At 62.0% G+C, this 15,973-nt stretch carries 19 protein-coding genes; 8 read left to right on the forward strand and 11 right to left on the reverse strand.

All coding sequences use genetic code 11. The features are described 5' to 3' along the window. Positions 1-103: 103 nt before the first annotated feature. Both PYV00_RS19350 and PYV00_RS19355 read right to left on the reverse strand, forming a co-directional pair. Positions 104-364, reverse strand: a complete 261-nt coding sequence (locus PYV00_RS19350) for a hypothetical protein (RefSeq protein WP_275229964.1) — start codon at positions 362-364, stop codon at positions 104-106. A 188-nt stretch (positions 365-552) separates the two neighbouring features. Then, positions 553-1,119 (reverse strand): tyrosine-type recombinase/integrase, encoded by a 567-nt coding sequence (locus PYV00_RS19355; protein ID WP_275229997.1) that lies wholly within the window; start codon positions 1,117-1,119, stop codon positions 553-555. Between the two features lie 263 nt (positions 1,120-1,382). Here PYV00_RS19355 and PYV00_RS19360 point away from each other — a divergent pair, with 263 nt between their 5' ends. Both PYV00_RS19360 and PYV00_RS19365 read left to right on the forward strand, forming a co-directional pair. Continuing rightward, the gene (locus tag PYV00_RS19360; protein ID WP_275229965.1) at positions 1,383-1,619 is read left to right on the forward strand and encodes a hypothetical protein; all 237 of its coding nucleotides are present in this window, start codon (positions 1,383-1,385) and stop codon (positions 1,617-1,619) included. Positions 1,620-1,666: 47 nt separating this feature from the next. Beyond that, positions 1,667-2,077, forward strand: a complete 411-nt coding sequence (locus PYV00_RS19365) for a hypothetical protein (RefSeq protein WP_275229966.1) — start codon at positions 1,667-1,669, stop codon at positions 2,075-2,077. A gap of 45 nt (positions 2,078-2,122) precedes the next feature. Here the strand turns inward: PYV00_RS19365 and PYV00_RS19370 are convergent, their stop codons facing one another. Next, positions 2,123-2,281 carry a hypothetical protein gene (locus PYV00_RS19370; RefSeq protein WP_019054308.1) on the reverse strand — a complete coding sequence of 53 codons (159 nt, stop codon included), beginning with the start codon at positions 2,279-2,281 and terminating at the stop codon, positions 2,123-2,125. A gap of 26 nt (positions 2,282-2,307) precedes the next feature. Here PYV00_RS19370 and PYV00_RS19375 point away from each other — a divergent pair, with 26 nt between their 5' ends. The 3 genes from PYV00_RS19375 to PYV00_RS19385 are packed head-to-tail and all read left to right on the forward strand — an operon-like array spanning position 2,308 to position 5,773. Beyond that, complete coding sequence (locus tag PYV00_RS19375; protein ID WP_019054307.1) at positions 2,308-3,936, forward strand: Mu transposase C-terminal domain-containing protein; 1,629 nt, start codon at positions 2,308-2,310, stop codon at positions 3,934-3,936. After that, positions 3,912-4,772, forward strand: a complete 861-nt coding sequence (locus PYV00_RS19380) for a TniB family NTP-binding protein (RefSeq protein ID WP_019054306.1) — start codon at positions 3,912-3,914, stop codon at positions 4,770-4,772. The genes PYV00_RS19375 and PYV00_RS19380 overlap by 25 nt, the downstream gene beginning before the upstream one ends. A gap of 44 nt (positions 4,773-4,816) precedes the next feature. Beyond that, on the forward strand, positions 4,817-5,773 hold the full coding sequence (locus PYV00_RS19385; protein ID WP_026149942.1) for a TniQ family protein: 957 nt from the start codon (positions 4,817-4,819) through the stop codon (positions 5,771-5,773). Between the two features lie 135 nt (positions 5,774-5,908). On the opposite strand, the gene PYV00_RS19390 is transcribed toward PYV00_RS19385, so the two are convergent. Beyond that, entirely contained in the window at positions 5,909-6,940 is a 1,032-nt protein-coding gene (locus PYV00_RS19390) for a hypothetical protein (RefSeq protein ID WP_019054304.1), read from the reverse strand. A gap of 120 nt (positions 6,941-7,060) precedes the next feature. Between PYV00_RS19390 and PYV00_RS19395 the strand changes: the two genes are divergently transcribed. Next, the gene (locus tag PYV00_RS19395) at positions 7,061-8,191 is read left to right on the forward strand and encodes an integrase (RefSeq protein WP_043146076.1); all 1,131 of its coding nucleotides are present in this window, start codon (positions 7,061-7,063) and stop codon (positions 8,189-8,191) included. 37 nt (positions 8,192-8,228) lie between these two features. Here PYV00_RS19395 and PYV00_RS19400 read toward each other — a convergent pair whose 3' ends face one another. Next, positions 8,229-9,200 carry a hypothetical protein gene (locus PYV00_RS19400; protein WP_275229967.1) on the reverse strand — a complete coding sequence of 324 codons (972 nt, stop codon included), beginning with the start codon at positions 9,198-9,200 and terminating at the stop codon, positions 8,229-8,231. Positions 9,201-9,488: 288 nt separating this feature from the next. On the opposite strand from PYV00_RS19400, the gene PYV00_RS19405 reads away from it, so the two are divergent. Beyond that, positions 9,489-9,782 (forward strand): hypothetical protein, encoded by a 294-nt coding sequence (locus tag PYV00_RS19405; protein WP_275229968.1) that lies wholly within the window; start codon positions 9,489-9,491, stop codon positions 9,780-9,782. Positions 9,783-10,181: 399 nt separating this feature from the next. Here PYV00_RS19405 and PYV00_RS19410 read toward each other — a convergent pair whose 3' ends face one another. From PYV00_RS19410 to PYV00_RS19435, 6 genes are all read right to left on the reverse strand, one after another. Beyond that, positions 10,182-10,664: a hypothetical protein gene (locus tag PYV00_RS19410; protein ID WP_275229969.1), complete on the reverse strand. Its 483-nt coding sequence runs from the start codon at positions 10,662-10,664 to the stop codon at positions 10,182-10,184. A gap of 374 nt (positions 10,665-11,038) precedes the next feature. Next, positions 11,039-11,305, reverse strand: coding sequence for a hypothetical protein (locus tag PYV00_RS19415; protein WP_275229970.1), 267 nt, complete (start codon positions 11,303-11,305; stop codon positions 11,039-11,041). A 40-nt stretch (positions 11,306-11,345) separates the two neighbouring features. After that, complete coding sequence (locus PYV00_RS19420; protein WP_275229971.1) at positions 11,346-11,630, reverse strand: hypothetical protein; 285 nt, start codon at positions 11,628-11,630, stop codon at positions 11,346-11,348. An 81-nt stretch (positions 11,631-11,711) separates the two neighbouring features. Then, the gene (locus PYV00_RS24445; RefSeq protein WP_428981658.1) at positions 11,712-13,238 is read right to left on the reverse strand and encodes a relaxase/mobilization nuclease domain-containing protein; all 1,527 of its coding nucleotides are present in this window, start codon (positions 13,236-13,238) and stop codon (positions 11,712-11,714) included. Further along, entirely contained in the window at positions 13,235-13,615 is a 381-nt protein-coding gene (locus PYV00_RS19430) for a hypothetical protein (RefSeq protein WP_275229973.1), read from the reverse strand. The genes PYV00_RS24445 and PYV00_RS19430 overlap by 4 nt, the downstream gene beginning before the upstream one ends. 108 nt (positions 13,616-13,723) lie before the next feature. After that, a complete protein-coding gene (locus PYV00_RS19435; protein ID WP_275229974.1) occupies positions 13,724-13,861 on the reverse strand; it encodes a hypothetical protein in 138 nt (45 codons plus the stop codon). A 285-nt stretch (positions 13,862-14,146) separates the two neighbouring features. Between PYV00_RS19435 and PYV00_RS19440 the strand changes: the two genes are divergently transcribed. Beyond that, positions 14,147-15,832, forward strand: coding sequence for a sensor domain-containing protein (locus PYV00_RS19440; RefSeq protein WP_275229975.1), 1,686 nt, complete (start codon positions 14,147-14,149; stop codon positions 15,830-15,832). The last annotated feature ends 141 nt before the right edge of the window (positions 15,833-15,973 follow it).

Here is a 15,973-nt window from a genome sequence, read left to right on the forward strand (position 1 = left end):
CCATCGCTCCATCGCGATGGAATCACAAACCCAGCCTTACAGCCAGAGGTATTTCAGGGTGTCCAGTCGCCGTGAAGGATGCGGTTGCGCAAAGGTGTGGAGGTCATTGCTGACCTCCGTTCCCATCCTTGCCTTCGGGGGCTGCGCGCATGACCAGACGGCCAGAGCGCGGAAGCAGATCGAGATTGATGTTGAAGCCGAGATGGTCCTTGTGCGTCCAGGCGGCTCCCATGGGTGTCCAGAGCGCTTTCTCGCCTTCGCCCGCGACGTGATAGAGGCGAAATTCCGGCTTGCGGTTGGTGGTGTCAGTTTGTTTGGTCATTGTCTTCCCCTGTGTTCGAAGCCGCACCATTGCGGCGTTCATGGGGAGAGGACCGGCGGCAGTCGGACAGGCGGGCCGTCACACGCCCGCGAAGCGCCCGAAGGGATTGGAGCTGCAGGAACGAAGCGAAATGCGTTGACGACACGCCGGACTGCGCCACGATCCCCGAATGAATGCCGCTGATGGTTTGCGGCGGGAGAACAACCCGGGAGAAGTTGACCGGCAGAACCTCACCACATCCGCCGGGCGAAGATCGTCTCTTCTTGTCCCACGGCGTCCAGATAGATCGCGGTGGTGTTGCCCGAAGCATGCCCCATCCAGCGCTGAATCAGGTTGAGCGGCACGGCCGCTGACGCGGCGCGGATGCCGAACCCGTGGCGCAGCCCGCGCGGAGAAGCGATGCGCCCGGCCACGCCTGCGCGCTGCATGACGAGCTTGATCTGGCGGAAGGCGGTGGCCCGGTGGATGGGAAACAGCCGCCCGTTTTTCCCGGCGGGCAGCGCCGACAATTCCGCGAGCAGGTCGGGCGGCACCGGGATCGCCCGAAAGCAGGTGCGGCGGCGCTTCAAGGTGCGCACGATGATCGCGCCGCGCTCGGCGTCGATGTGCTCGTGGGTCAGAGCCAGCGCCTCGGACACCCGGCACCCGGTATAGGCCAGCACCAGACACAACGCGCGAACCCGCGCGGGCATCCTGTCGGCGGCGGCCAGAAAGCGCCGCCGTTCCTCGGCGCTCACGTATTTTCGGCGTCCCTGCGCATCGCGCGCAGACCATTCACCGATGGGCATGAATGTCATCGCCAAGGCTCTCCCAAGCCGTCTGCAACAATCTTCACAAGAGGGTTGCGCGAAAAAATTTCGAGATCGCCCGAGTGTTGCGGGTTTTCGCGCGCCGCCCTCAAGCAGAGGACATCGTATGCACCATGCAAGTCAATGAAAATGAAAGAAACACCTGCGACATTTTTGTGAATAATGTTGCGTGATGGCACTTTCCGTAACGTCGTTTCAGAGCCGTTAGCCACCCCTTCCAACGGGGCTGCGGCACAGGCTGGATAGCAACCGTGGCCAATCACAGTATCGAGATTAACAAGAAGATGGCGGGCGTCGTCGGTATCTGCACCGCAATTGCCTTCGGCTACCTCGACCACCAGTACGCGCCGTTCGGCAATCCCTTCATGACCGGCATGATTTCCGGCCTCGTGGCATGGGGCATCGGCTACAGCGACGTCAAGGCGGGCAGCGGCATCATGCTGATCGACGCCTTGGTGTTCGGTGCCGGCCTGCTCGGCAACCCGTAGCGCCGGCGATGCCCACACTCCGCACAACTGCCCGCGCGCTTACGCGCATGGCACTGCCTTTGGCTGTCGCCGCCGCCGCGCCTGTCGCCATCGCGCAGGATCGCGTGAGCGTTCCTGTCAGTCACGCGGAACAAGTCAGCTTGCGCGCGGTGCATTTCACTGCCGCACAGGTATCCAGCGATGCCTTGGTGCTCGTTCTTTACGGTGCTGACGAAGGCGCAAAGCGCCTGACGATGCGCGTTGCATCCGCCGCGATATCGGCAGATTACCCCATGCGCGGCGTGATTTTCGGCCCAAAACGCAACGATGCGCCGTCCGTGCTGGAATTCTACGCCGATGCGCAATTGATTGCGACCTACCTGAACCCGAGCGAGAAGGATCTTGATGCGGCTTTGGCCGAAGTGCGGCGCGGATATGTAGATATCGTGTTGCCCCGGCAGGCCGGGAGCCGAAAGTAGGCCCTGCCTACTTGGGCGTGTGTGGCGTGACAAAGCACGCGACACTCACTCAAGCGCATTGATAAAACGCCATAATGTCGTCTTCTCGATGAATTTTTCCTCGGCGCCGACGAAAGTCATCTTTCCTTGGGTGCCAAAACAGCCAACACTGCGGTTGTCGATAGCGAAGCTGGAGTCGTCCTTTGCTCGAACGAAAACCGCCAAGGATAGCCAAGCCCTCCGAAGCGGCTTTGAAGGTCGGTGCCGAGCTCTATTCCGTGTTTCGCAGGTTCGTGCCGCTTGAAGGCCCGCTGACTGCCGCAGCGGTAGCAGCGATCTCGGAGAAAACTGGACTCGGCACGCGTCGGATACGGGAACTTGCGCGCCGATTTCGAAGCAAACCCATCGCCGAGAGCCTTGCTTCGCTGCCCAAGGGCCCCAAGCCTGGCAAGAAGCACGCATCGGCGGCTGTGATCGAGGTGATCGACAGGGAGATTGTAGAGATTTTCCTGAAAAGGCCGCCACCCGCGATCAGGGAAGCGGCGAACCAGATTCGCGGACTGCTGATCGCGGACACGGGCGATCACAGGTTCGACATGGCCGATGTTCCCAGCGTGCGCACTATCGAGCGGATGATTGGCGAAATCAGTTCGCCGCAATTGGCGCGTTCGACCATGGGGTCAAAGCGGCGAACCGCACATGAGCCGCACCCGGGAGAATACCTCAGCGAAGGGCTGCTGGATGTGGTTCAGATGGACCATTCGCCCGCCAATGTCATGCTGGTGGACAGCTTGCACCGCAATGCCTTGGGGAGGCCCTGGGTGACTTTGCTGATCGATGTCTGGAGCCGCTGCATCCTCGGGTTCTATGTGAGCTTTGGGGATCCATCGATCTTCCGGTGCGGGCGGGCAGTCGCAAATGCGCTGTTGCCCAAGAAGCCCTTGCTCACGGGCCTCCAGATGACGGAGGATTATCCCATGCATGGCTTTTTCAAGCGGTTGCACGCCGATTTTGCATCGGCGCATCGCGCTGAAGCGTTCAGAAGCGCCTGCCACACATATGGGATCGATCCGGATGTCCGGCCGCGTGGGGCCTCGCACCTGGGCGGGCATATCGAGCGATTGATTGGCACTATGTCGGAAAAGATGTTGCTGCTCCCCGGTGCCACGGGCGGCGATGTGACCAAGCGTGACGGGTACGATCCTTCGGAGACGTCGGCCATGACGCTGGAGGAGTTTGAGCGCTGGTTTATCAGGGAGATTTGCCGCTATCACATGACGCCGCACGAGGGATTGGGAAAGATTGCGCCGGCTCAGATGTGGGCCGATGGGCTCGCGGCGCATGGCTCGCTGGTTCCCACCGGACTCGATGTCGAGCAATTGACCCGCCGGTTTCTGCCGTGGGTCGAACGCACCGTGACGGCCGGAGGCGTCCAGATCGGCCACCGTCGTTACTGGCACGAGAGCTTCGCGACCCGAATTGGTCTCAAAATCATGATTCATGTCGATGAGCGGACGATCCAGGAGGTGTATCCGCAGATCGACGAGAAGCTCGTCGCCGCGCGCGTCGTGGGCTCGTTTCCCCACGTGACGAAAGTCGAGTGGGACGCTGCCGCTGCCGCCTTGCGAAACCGTGGCCGCGCCTTTCAACAGAGTGGCGGGCAAACGGAGATCGCCCGGCTCGTGCATGCCAACCGGCAGGAAGTGCAAGGTGCAACGATCCGCACCCGGGAACAGCGGTGCTTGCGCAAACGGCTCGAACGCGAGGGCATTTCACACAGTGCCGGACCGCCGCCTGAAGGGCTTCAGGAAGAACGAGCGAAGTGGCTGCCTGTCGAGGAATTGGGGGAGGTGAAGTGGCTCAAACCGATCAACCAATAGCATTTTCGCAGTCATCGGGTTCGCTGCACAAGGCGTTCTGGATCGATTTCGACCAAGCGCGGGCCCATGTGAATACGCTGATGGGGCTCGTCGACGAGCCCCCTGACGATCGGCCGACTTGCGTGGTCCTGGTGGGGCAATCCGGTATGGGCAAGACGTCGATTCTGAAGGAGGTCGGTCGGCGGATACGCACGGCGTATCCGGAGCCGGCGAACTTGGGCGAAGCGCGCTACCTGCCGATGTTGCACGCGGTGGTGCCGACCCACCCGACCTCGCTCAGGATCAATCTGACGCTGTTGTGGAAGCAGGGGTGGCCGCTGACCAGACGGACGCATCAGATAGCCGACCTCAAGGTGGCCGAATTGCTCGGCAAGCAGGGAACCAAGTTGGTTGCGATCGATAACGTCCATGCGATCCTCACAGCCAGCGGCCGGGCGAGGCGCGATGCGCTGGATTCCTTCCGCTTCCTCATGAGCGAGGGTAACGTTCACATGGTAGTCGCGGGCCTCGACGTCGCTGCCGATATCTTCAGCGACGACGTGGAGCTGGCTTATCGCTCGATTATCTTGCGCATGCCTCCCTGGCTTCCGGGCGAGCCTTCGCAACAACTGATACGGGCTCTGGCCCACCGCATGGGCTTGATTGATCCGGACCGCTTCGCAGAACCGGAAATCGCCGAGTTCATCTGGCGCAACAGCCACGGGGTGACCGGCAATTTCAAGCGACTACTGCACCGGAGCTACCGAGTTGCCAAAGATACGTACGGCAGGCAACGGGTTGAATTTTCCGATATTTACGAGGCGGCCAAGTTCTTTCCATCCTACATCGACCGGTGACGGGAAGGGAGCATAAGCAGGAATCGGAACCGCTGGCACTTCGCGTGCGCCCGCAGGCTGATGAATGCTTCGATTCGTGGATAGAGCGGATGGCGCTTGCGCATGACACCACGCGGGGCGTATTGTTTCAGCATCTCGGCATCGATGCGAGCCTTGCCAGCCTGGACCTTGCCCGGGGCACAAGCGGTGTCGCGCTTGAACATCAATTCGCCGTGGATCAAATGGTCGGCCAGCTTGCCTGGGCGGTGCAGGTTGAGCCGGAACAGATCGAAAGTACCTTTCTCGATATCGACGGAGCAGTGCTGCTTCCGCGCCGCTTGCGCCAGTATGGCTGTGCCCGCTGCTGGCAGGAAGCAATTCGCGACGGACGCCCAAGGATCATCCGCAAGGAATGGATCTTGCGGATGAGCTGGCGTTGCCGACTGCACGACCTGCCGCTCAGCAAGTTGCCGGTGCCTGATGGTGCGCCTGACGATCAGTATCTCCTGACCTGGCTGAGCGGAGCGCTCGTAGGTGCGGAGAGTTTGCGGTGGGGGCTCGACTATAGGGGGGCGATGATCGAACGAAACGAAGTTTGCCTCGACATGCTGATCCGGCACAGTCGGCGGCGGCTGAAGGGCCGCAAGCAAGACTATCTTGATCGCTTCCGGGCAAACGCCTTTCACTTTGCTCGCGACCGCATCGCCATGCTGGCCCTGGCGCATAGTCACGCCGGCCGGGGTGTGTGGGGATTTGAGCGGCTGCTCGCGCTTGGCTTGGCCGAGCGTCCGGGGCGGAATTTGGAGTCGCTGAAGGCACCCAAGCCGACGAAGCGCCTGACGGCGTGTTGGCGGGTCGGGCAGGGGAGGGCACCGCACCGGGCCTTCGAGGCCGAATTGCTCGATGTGCTGTTGGCCTATGCCCATCTGCGCGAGCGACGCGACGGGGAAACCTTGGCGCGGGCCCGTTTCGGCCATTTCCGCACATTTGGCTCACAGGATGCTTCAGCCGTGGCGATGTAGGGGCCTATATCTACGAAATGCACCCTGAGAAGCCCGTAGAGCGTGCTGTCGGGGGTTTGGCACCTTCGGCCTATTTCGAGTCTGTTTTCACGCTCTGGAGCCTGTTTCTGGGCGTTTCGGTTTTAACAAAAAATATCAGTCATTTATGACCATAACAGGGGGCTTGGTTGATCCAAGGCCCCCAAAGCGTCTGTCGAGCGCCTCCATTTCGGCATCAAATGCGGCCAGCACCGAATCGAGGGTGGGGGAGGGTGGCGGCGGCAGGCGAGGACGACCGCGCTCGGGTGGGACCAACCCCAGCGCCAAAGCGACATCGGGCGTGACGTAGCTGCGCCAAGTGCTGCGCCCCGAAGTTTCGACAAGTAGGCCAAGGCGAGCGGCGCGGGTCAGCAGTTTTCCAGCGCCCGAGATGCTGAGGCCCAGTTCTGGTGCAAGACTACGCGGCGCGAGATACGGTCGGGCGAGCGCGATGCGCCCGAGCTCGGCAAGCATGCCAGGGCGGCGTTCGCCGCAAATGGCGGCGGCGCCATGCCGGGATACTTGTTCGAGCCGTTCGAGCCGGGTGAGGCCGTCGGACGCCAGGCGGCTGAGCTGCTTGAGCAGGCGCTTCAGCAGCGCGGGCCGGGGATCGAGCGCGAAACGTTGGCCGGCGTCACCTGCGACGAGGCAGGGCAGGGGGGCCTTGGTAATCCCGATGCGGCGCAGGATCACCGGGAACGCGAGCCAGGGAGCGGCCGAGCGGTCGACTCGCGCCCAGGCATCGAGTAGAGTGAGTGCGCGCACGAGAGCAGGGGCTTCGCCCCAGCTTTCAGGCGGATCAAAGGTAAACGGCAAGTCCTCGCGCCAGTGCGGCCCTTCGGCCTCAGTGAGACGGACAAGCCAGGGCTGGTACGCTTCGAAGGGTTCACCCATGGTTTGGGGCGGCTCGCGCCCGGCGAGCCGCAGGCCGCAATTGTGGGCAATAATATCGATTTCCTCGAGCGGTACTTGGCAGAGCCGGAGCGCGGTTGCATATCCGGTCCAGCTTGCGCGAAGGCGCCATGCGCTGCCAAAGGAACTGGCGCAAATCCGGGCATCGAGGCGGGCGATAGCCGCGCTCGCTTCAGCGAGGGCACCTGCGAGATCGGGCGTCCAGGCGAGGGCAGAGAAGGGCAGGGGCGTGCGCATTATAGCCTGATTGTAGACTGAATGTGGTCTTTCAGTCCATAGGCTGTCATACCTAGTGTTGATAATGGATCGTTATCACGCCTCTATACATTATAGAAACGCCCGGCTATCCTCACGCCCATGGCGAAAAAGCGTCCTTCCACCTCAATTGTTCCGTTGAGCTGCGAGCCTGTCGATCTCATCGCTGACGTGCGTGCGCTGGTCGGCGGTGGTGAGGCCATCGACGCCGCGCTGCTCGACGCCGCCATGCGGGGTTGGTCGCGCAACACAAGGCGGGCGTTTCGCTCTGACCTGACCTTGTGGGATGGGTGGTGCCGCAAGCACGGCGTGTCCGCGTGTGAAGCCTCGCCGGCGGATGTGGCGGCCTGGATCCGCGCGCTCGCCGGGATCGACACCCCTGACATGACGCCGCGCGCAGCGGCGACGATCGAGCGCTACCTCGTTCATGTCGGATGGGCTTACCGGATGGCGGGTCTTCCCGACCCGACTGCCGATCCCTTGGTGAAGTTCGAGCGCAAGGCGGCGCGCAAGCACCTGGGCGTGCGCCAGCGTCAGGCGCGGGCCATCCGGTTCAAGGGCGACATCGCCGATCTCGACAGCCCTGCGTGCGGTGTCTGCCTTGCCCACCTCATCAAGGCCTGTCGGCGTGACGCACTGGGCCTGCGTGACGCAGCGCTGCTGCGCATTGCCTACGATACCGGCGCACGCCGATCAGAGCTGGTGGCGATCGACGTGGCGCATGTCGAGGGGCCCGATGCCGAAGGTGCGGGGATTCTGAACATCCCCTCGAGCAAGACCGACCAGGCAGGGGAGGGCGGTGAGGCCTATCTTGCACCCGCGACCATGGTGGCCATCGCCCGCTGGCGCGAGGTGGGCGGCATCGACAAGGGCCCACTGCTGCGCCGGGTGGTGACGCACTTCGATGGCTCGATCGACAGGATCGGCGCGGCGCGGCTGCACCCCAATAGCATTGGCCTGATCTACAAGCGTCTCGTTCGCCGCGCTTGGGAAAAGCGCCTGCTTGGCGAGATGAGTGAGGCTGAGCTTGATCGTTGGCTGAAAGCGGTGTCCTCGCACTCGATTCGGGTCGGGGTGGCGCAGGATAACTTTGCGGCAGGAGAAGGGCTACCCGCGATCATGCAGGCCTACCGCTGGCGCGACGCCCGCACGGTCATGCGCTACGGGGCGAAACTGGCCATGAAGAGCGGTGCCTCCGCGCGATTGGCCAAGCGGTTCAGCGAGCAGGGGTAAGCAGCGGCACGTTTCCGGGGCGCATCTTCACCGCAGTCTATTTTGGCACGTCGGCTGCGAAGGATTGCTCTCTACTGCGCTCTTCTTTGGCGTCCGACAGCGTGGGCAATTTCAGCTTCGCAATGTCGCTGGGATCGCTGGCGGCAATCTCTTTGCCGGTGAAGACGGCATCATCGCCGCGCACCGCACGACGAGCATACGCGCGGGAATGACTATCTTTCGCCGTTATGGTGTCAGCCACAAGCATTCTATCCGCGTCATTCGTCATCTCGGCGGTTGCTTTGTCGACCGAGCGCTGCCCTTCGGCGCTCTGTTCAAGCACCGTGACGGTCGCCGGGATCGATTTGGGATCGGCGCCCATATAGACGGCTAATTGGCGATCAGCCTCGTTCTCGGCGATCAGGTCGCTGTTTTTCCGCCTGATACAGAGCTGTTCGTCGCGGATGCCTTGCAGGATGACGGCGATCTGCGCCGCGTCGGCGCGATCCACGGTAACGCCGTAGCGCTGCTCGTATTCGCGGATCGCCGCTTCGGCCTTCTTGTCCCTGAGCGATCCTTGCGCGTCCAGTTCCGGGGCTTCCCCTTCGCGCAGGCGCGCCAGGTGCTTTTCAAGAGCGGCTTCCTGATCGTCCAGTTCGGCAAGGCGCTTGAGGTTGTCGGCAAGCTCGCGATTGCGGGCTTCGATCTGCTCGATGATCTGCTGGATGATATGGCTGCGGTCTTTTTCCGCCTCGCGGTGCGCGATGGCCTGAACATGGGCATCCCGCGCAGCGGCGGCGGAACCACTCAGGAGAAAGCTCGGGCTGGCCGCATCGAGATTGGCGCTTTGCGCAAAGGCCATGCCGAGATTGAAGCGTTCCAGCGCGCTGCCCTGCAGGGCAGTTGATTCACTGCGTGAATCAACTGAAGAAAACCGCTCGCCAAGCAATCCCGCCGCCTCTTGCGGTGGACGGTGATCTTCGGGAATGCGCGCCTTGAGCGCCGCTATGTCCTTGGCGTCCCACGCCATGCACCCTCGCTCGGCCCTGTTCTGCTCTTGGTGGGCCACAACCATGATAGGCGGAAATCCGCTAAAAAATGGTTAAGAAACTCCTAACAGGAGCGAGTGCCTGGCCCGAGGCTTGTGTTGGGCGATCTAACATTGCCGTGCTGGAATGCTAAAAATCCCGCCGATTTTTAACATTCGTCCTGCCTTGCGGCGCCCCGCAAGGCCTATCCCCCAGGGCAGACCGTGTCGCGCGGTATTCTCGCGGCATTGGCAGGCCTTTGCGGCCCGCGCCTGCAAGGAGACGTACATATGCGTTACGATGGCGGAACAGCCGATCCGATGGCATGGGTCATCAAGTGGCTTTCGATCGTCCTGTCAGTGGCAACGACGTTTGTCGCCACGCCGCAAATCCACGGAGCGACCTACGATTGGGCAATCGGTTACATGGCCGATAACTACGGCACATGGCTGGCCGCGATCGGCGGCTTCTTCTGGTGGATCATCGTCGCCATGCTGACCTTCCTGTTTAGCACCTTGTTCTTCATGACCTTGATCATGCTGGGCCGGCTGCTGGTCGCCATGGCTGGCAGCGGCGCGCGGTGAATCGAACACGGGAGCCAGGGAAGGGCGAAGGCCGGCACTCCGCTGCTGCCGATTGTCGTGCATGCAACTCGGGTCGTCCATTTCGCACTTGCACAATTATGCTGCAACGCACAAAAGAAAGCCGCCTTTCAGGCATCCTCTCCCAAACTTCCAAGGCTCGGTCGGCAACGATCGGGCCCTTTTTCTGTCAGCGTATACATCAAAGATGCCGCACGGCGTTATGCTCGCAGTCGCGAGAATGGTCGGTGGTTAGGCACGTTGGAAGTGATCGCTCGCATACTTTGCAGTGTTTGCCGAAAGCGGACACCCAAGGCCCATGCAACAGAATTGGCAAAAAGTTCTGCAGGTATAATCATTTATTTTCAGTGACTTGAAATGGTAACGATAGCTGCGCCGTTCTTAATTGCAGGTTCGCTGCCGAAACAGTTTCGGCTGATCTTCCCAGCCACAATTGACGGGGCCGCAAAAAATTCCGAGGGTTTTCTTAAATTCGGAATCGCGACCATCAAAGCCGCGTAGCGGCAAACTGAAAGATGCCTCGACCCATCCGAAATCTTGCTTGTCTTGAGGGCAGCGCAGAACGTGACCCGGCACCTGGCGATCAGCCTCATAGATGGAACGCCACGTGCTTCTTATCCAAGTTTGATCAATTGCCTGCGTGATCAAGACAGTTGCGCCAGGATCGATCACAAGAGGCCTGAAGGGCAACATCGGAGCAATATCGACTTTCGTAAGAGGATCAGGATACTTTAATGTCGCTATGCCAACAGTTACAATACCCGGCCTCGACCCTCGGTTTGTTACGAGAAAATTGATTGCGTCATCGTCGGCGCCAACATAATTCACCGACAAATCAGATTTAGCGACCTCAAATGCTTTCATTATAGCCGGTATCGCAAATGTAAGAACAGATACTAGCGCCACTAACAGAGCCAAAATAGTTGAACTAAAATTTAGATGCCGTCGCCAATCGAGTGCGGAATCGCAGTGGCGGCATTTGGTCGCACCGACTTTGATCCGCTCGCGGCAGATTGGGCAAAGGCGGCTTTCAGCGGTTGCCATTATCGACCTCGCAGCAGGCGAATGCGAACTCGATTCCATTACGACAGGTTTTGTATCAAAGCCACTACCTCATCTCGCGGTGTTAAGCCCATCCCGCTCAAATTTTCTCTGCAACGCTATTGCCGATTCTGTTGCAACGGCGGGGTCAGGGAATCGTTGATCGGTCTCAAAAGGCATGACCACGCCCGGAAAGCTCAAAATCTGGCCAGCTTCTCATGGATTGTGCCGACAACCCGCTCCAGGCTCGTCTCGAAGGCTTGGCCAGTGCGCGCGGAATGCTGGTCGGCAAGCGTTATGACCTCAGGCTCGCTGAACGCACCGGAGCGCAGGACAATATCGTAGCTGCTCCAGACCAGCCGAAACGCGCGCACCGACCGACGCTCGCCATTGGGCATGGCGAGCACTCGGACTTCCTCGTCCAGCAGGTCTTCGGTTTCGCGTTCGGTGATAAAGCGATCCATAGGGAATCATCCCACAATCGGGGATGATCTGTCCAATTTCTCAGAAGGACTGCTCAATCCCGCGATTGAGCCTTTCGTCGGCCCGGTCGAGACGATGACGAAGATCGACGATGCGCTGCTCGCGCAGGATTTCCAGCCTGCGGTCGATCGCCGCGCGTTCGGGTGCATCGGGCTCCAGCCGCAGGGCGGGTGCCGGGGCCTTCCGCGCTTCGACCAGCGCGTCGTGTTCGGCCTTGGTGGCGATTTCCGTTTGTCGTTTGGCGGATTGATCAGGCTGGCGGGAATCCGTTGGCGTGTGGGATGTGCCGTTGAAGGTGTCCTTCATGCGATAAACTCCGCTGCCGCGCCCACGATGGCGCGGTGCGAGAATAGCTCGCGGGAAACGAAGGATTGGGGGATAGGACGCTTACGGTTCGATGCCGGGACCTTGATCCGGTGTCGGCGGCCGGCGATCGGGTGAGGCGTTGGCCTGACGATCGGGCCGGGATGCCGATCGCGCGTTGAACTGCGGCGTAAGCCCGCGCTGTTCGCGCAGAATTTGCAGACGATCTTCTGGCGGTTGCGGCTCGATGTATCGGGTATGGCTTTTCTGCTCGGCCAACCAGCGCTCGCGTTCCTGCTCGCGGGATTGCGCTTGCGCCTGAAGCCATTCCTGGCGCTCCCGTTCGGCATTGCGCTGTTGTTCCTCCAGCCAAAGCGCGCGCTCGGATTTCCGGGGCGAACGATCGGCCTGGAGTTGTTGAGCCAGATCGCGGTGCAATTCCGCGACGCGTTCGTGATGCGCCTTGCGCTCCTGGACGATGCGAAGCTGCAATTGCCGTCTTTCGGCAAGCTGTGCATCGATCAACCGCTGGCGCTGTTCGCGATCGCGTTGCAGCGCTTCCCACGCCCGGCGCTCGGCCTGTTCGCGCTCTTGTCGGCGGCGTCCGGTGACGCGGTCGAGCAAGCCCGCAAGGCCAGTGCGCTGGAGTTCGGCGCGCTGTGCGTCTTCGCGCCGCTGGCGCTCGGCGAGGCCCTCGTCGAGCCTGCGCCGCTCTTCGGCATGGCCGGCCTTCATTGCCAAGCGCTCGGCATCGAGCGGTTTCAGGCGGTCGTCACGCTGGCGCTCGGCTTCCTGGATCAGCCCTTGCAGTTTGGGCGCGATCTGCTCGGCCACATAGGCGCGGGTGTCATCGAGACTGCGAAGCGCTTCGCCTTCGCCGAGACGTTCGCGGATTTCCCTGGTCTTCCGGTTGAGCAGCTTGGGCAGGGACAGCACTTCGCCGCCCCAGGTCATGGCGGCATAAGGGCGACTGTCGCCTCGGGCGAGATAAAGGCCGCGCGCCTCCAGCGCCTGTTGCAGCGATCGGGCATCGTCGGAGATGGCCCAGGCTTCCTGCGCGGCAAGCTTGACCTGCTTGGGATCGAGGCCCGCGCGCTTGGCCTGCTGGTAAAGAGCGAGATCGAAATTGCGGGGATCGCGCTCGCGCTTGTCGATCAGGCCGGATGGAAGCTTCCATCCTTGTTCGAGATAGGTCTCGCGGGAGATTTCCTGCAAGCGCTGCTTGAAGAAGGGATGTTGAATGCAGGTCATCGTCTCGGCATCGATCCGCGACCAGACGGCATGGGCGTGTCGGCGCGCTTCCTTCTCGTGGAAGATGACGATGCGCGGCTGATCCTGAAGCCCGTTGCGCCGTTCGATCTCCGCGATGACCTTCTCGAAGGTCGCGATGTCGACCTGCTGGTCGGGTGGCGGTGACAAGGAAACGCTGAACAGGGTCTGGCGGGATCTGACTCCTTTGGCCACGGCCTCGTGCTCGTGCAGGGCGTCCACGACATTGTTGGCCATGAACCCACGCACTTCGTGCTGCTCGATATGTTCGTTGTCGTGTTCGTTGAGCAGATGCCGTCCCAGCGCCATGGCGTTGCCGCGTGTGGAAGCCTTGAGGATCATGCCTGATCCTCGACCTTGAGGCCCAGCGCCTGCATGAGCATCCGGCGTATGTCGGCGATGTCATGGCAGGCTTGGCGCAATGCGGTCTCGGTCTCCGGCGCGATGGGCAGCGATCCGCTGTTCGCGGCCTTGGCAAGCTGGTTGAGGTTGGCGGCAAGACGCTGGCCGCCGAGCAACGCGAGTAGACGGGACAGTAACGCATGATCACGCACCGGGGCCTTGCCCCGTGTGCGAGGTGGCGGGGTCTCGCCGTCGAACAACCGCCACTTGATGTAGGTTCCGAGGGTCATGCTCGCCGCGTCGCGCTCTAGGCGCGCGCGTTCGTCGCGCGAGAGCCGCAGGGACAGCGGCGCATCGCGCTTCTTTTTCTCAGGCATGGCAATCGGCAAAGGGCAAAGACGCACCATCCTCGCTGGCCTGGGGCTGCGAGGCATGATGCACCGGGTTGAAACGGGAATTGGGGGTTTACGGGAAATGGCGGGCGGCTACGGTTCGGGCGGCTCCGGGCCTTCGGCCTGCGGCAACTCGTCCAGCAAATCGGCCGGAATATCAGCCAAACACTGGTTCCAATCCGCCAAGGTGGTGAAGAGTTGGTTCAAACTCTCTCCATCGAGGCGCACCATTCCATCTTCGATGGAACCGGCACGCCTTGAGTCCGGCATTGGGTTCGAACTGTGTTCGAACGGGCCAACCATTCCCGTTCGCTTTCAGGCACAGGCCCGCCAGCGTCGCCAGCCCGCGAAGCCCCTTTGCAGGCACGGCCACATCTATCCCTTGCCGCAAGTTTCCGGGTGCATCCGCGCTTTCCCTTAAAGGGCGTGTTAACAAATTCCTAAGCCGCTGCGCTTAATCTGCATTTTTGGCCGCGACGCCCGGGCGCGCCGTGACATGCGGAAAGTATACAAAAAATGCGGTTGGCCGACGATATCTCCAGCATCACAGATCTTCAGGCGATCATCGATGTCATGCCGTCGCCGATCTTCGTCAAGAACCGCAAGCACCACTTCGTCCTGCTCAACAGCGCGGCGTGCGAGTTCTTCGGCCGTTCGCGCGAGGTTCTGCTGAGCTTTTGCGACACCGATCTCTTCCCCCCCGAGGAAGTGAGCGTGTTCCACACCATCGACGATCAGGTGTTCGAGACCGGCGAGGACAACGAGAACGAGGAGCAGGTCACCGATGCCACCGGCCACACCCGGACGGTGATCACGCGCAAGCGCCGGGTGCGGCTGGGCGATGCCGTCTATCTGGTCGGCATCGTCAGCGATGTGACCGCTTATCGCGAGGCCGAGGCGCACAGCCGCTATCTCTCGTTCCACGATACGCTGACGGGCCTGCCCAACCGCGCCCTGTTCGCCGAGCGGATCGACCAGGCGCTGCTGCGCCGCCGCCGCACGGGCGAAGCCTGCACGGTGCTCTACATCGATCTCGATCGCTTCAAGGAAGTGAACGACACTTATGGCCATCTGGCGGGCGACGCGCTGATCCAGGCTTTCGCCGCGCGGCTCACCACCATCGTGCGCGCATCGGACACGGTCTGCCGGCTGGGCGGTGACGAATTCGCCATCCTGCTGGTCGACAGCGGCGAGCGCTCGGATATCGAGCAGATCTGCCAGCGCATCCTGGCCGCCGCGGCGGAGCCGTTCCTGATCGAGGGCGCCCGCGCCTTCGTGAGCGCCTCGGTCGGCGTCGCGGATGCCCTGGAAGGGCTGGGCAGCACCGAGATGCAGCGCCGCGCCGATGTCGCGCTGTACCAGGCCAAGCGCGAAGGGCGCGGCTGCTTCCGCCGCTTCACCGCCGCGCTGGACGAGCAGATCCAGCGCAGCCGCCGGCTTGAGGCGGACTTGCGCGAATGCATCGCCACGGCAAGCGGGTTGGAAGTCTATTACCAGCCGCTGTTCGCCACCGCCGGCGAAACGCTGGCCGGCATGGAGGCGCTGGCGCGCTGGCATCACCCCGAATTCGGCTTGCTGCAGCCGGCCGATTTCATTCCGGTCGCCGAGGAATCGGGCCTGATCGTGCCGCTGGGCAAATGGGTGCTGGAGCAGGCCTGCACGATGATGGCCCGCTGGCCGGACATTTCGCTCGCGGTCAATTTCTCGCCGGTGCAACTGCGCGAGGAAGCGCTGGTGCATGACGTGCTGGAAATCCTCGTCCGGTCCGGCCTCGCCCCCGAGCGGTTGCAGCTGGAAGTGACCGAAGGCGCGATCCTGGATACCGACAAGGCCGTCCGCGATCGCCTGACGGCCTTGCGCGCCACCGGCATCAAGATCGTGCTCGACGATTTCGGCACGGGCTATTCCAGCCTGACGCACTTGCAGAAGTTCGATGTCGACAAGGTGAAGATCGACAAGTCGTTCGTCCACGATATCAGCAGCGACAGCGAATCCGTGGCGATCGTCCACGCCGTCACCGGGCTGGCCCGCGTGATCGGCATTCCGGTGACGGCCGAGGGGGTGGAAACTGCCGAGCAGCGCAACATGCTGCGCGCGATCGGCTGCACCGAACTGCAGGGCTTCCTCTTTTCGCGACCGCTCAGCCCCGATGATGCCGCGCGCTTCCTGTCCGGCACCACGAAGTGGACCAACGCCGCCTGAAAATCCTTGGGCGAACGCGGGTGAAACGCCGGTTCGGCGGCGCGCGCTGGAATTATCCACCGAAATGCGCTGGTCGCTCGCACGCAGGGGCGCGGGCCGGCCTGTTCAGGTTCTCATCATCGGCCTAGAGATAATCGCTTG

Origin of the sequence: Novosphingobium album (ex Liu et al. 2023) (genome assembly GCF_029076845.1) — a bacterium.
Lineage (GTDB): Bacteria > Pseudomonadota > Alphaproteobacteria > Sphingomonadales > Sphingomonadaceae > Novosphingobium.

What these genes read in the sequence shown, in the direction of transcription:
- PYV00_RS19350 (WP_275229964.1), bottom strand. Translation starts at nt 364, where the DNA reads ATGAACGCCGCAATGGTGCGGCTTCGAACACAGGGGAAGACAATGACC.
- PYV00_RS19355 (WP_275229997.1), bottom strand. Translation starts at nt 1,119, where the DNA reads ATGACATTCATGCCCATCGGTGAATGGTCTGCGCGCGATGCGCAGGGA.
- PYV00_RS19365 (WP_275229966.1), top strand. Translation starts at nt 1,667, where the DNA reads ATGGCACTGCCTTTGGCTGTCGCCGCCGCCGCGCCTGTCGCCATCGCG.
- PYV00_RS19390 (WP_019054304.1), bottom strand. Translation starts at nt 6,940, where the DNA reads ATGCGCACGCCCCTGCCCTTCTCTGCCCTCGCCTGGACGCCCGATCTC.
- PYV00_RS19395 (WP_043146076.1), top strand. Translation starts at nt 7,061, where the DNA reads ATGGCGAAAAAGCGTCCTTCCACCTCAATTGTTCCGTTGAGCTGCGAG.
- PYV00_RS19400 (WP_275229967.1), bottom strand. Translation starts at nt 9,200, where the DNA reads ATGGCGTGGGACGCCAAGGACATAGCGGCGCTCAAGGCGCGCATTCCC.
- PYV00_RS19405 (WP_275229968.1), top strand. Translation starts at nt 9,489, where the DNA reads ATGCGTTACGATGGCGGAACAGCCGATCCGATGGCATGGGTCATCAAG.
- PYV00_RS19410 (WP_275229969.1), bottom strand. Translation starts at nt 10,664, where the DNA reads ATGAAAGCATTTGAGGTCGCTAAATCTGATTTGTCGGTGAATTATGTT.
- PYV00_RS19415 (WP_275229970.1), bottom strand. Translation starts at nt 11,305, where the DNA reads ATGGATCGCTTTATCACCGAACGCGAAACCGAAGACCTGCTGGACGAG.
- PYV00_RS19420 (WP_275229971.1), bottom strand. Translation starts at nt 11,630, where the DNA reads ATGAAGGACACCTTCAACGGCACATCCCACACGCCAACGGATTCCCGC.
- PYV00_RS24445 (WP_428981658.1), bottom strand. Translation starts at nt 13,238, where the DNA reads ATGATCCTCAAGGCTTCCACACGCGGCAACGCCATGGCGCTGGGACGG.
- PYV00_RS19430 (WP_275229973.1), bottom strand. Translation starts at nt 13,615, where the DNA reads ATGCCTGAGAAAAAGAAGCGCGATGCGCCGCTGTCCCTGCGGCTCTCG.
- PYV00_RS19435 (WP_275229974.1), bottom strand. Translation starts at nt 13,861, where the DNA reads ATGGTGCGCCTCGATGGAGAGAGTTTGAACCAACTCTTCACCACCTTG.
- PYV00_RS19440 (WP_275229975.1), top strand. Translation starts at nt 14,147, where the DNA reads ATGCGGTTGGCCGACGATATCTCCAGCATCACAGATCTTCAGGCGATC.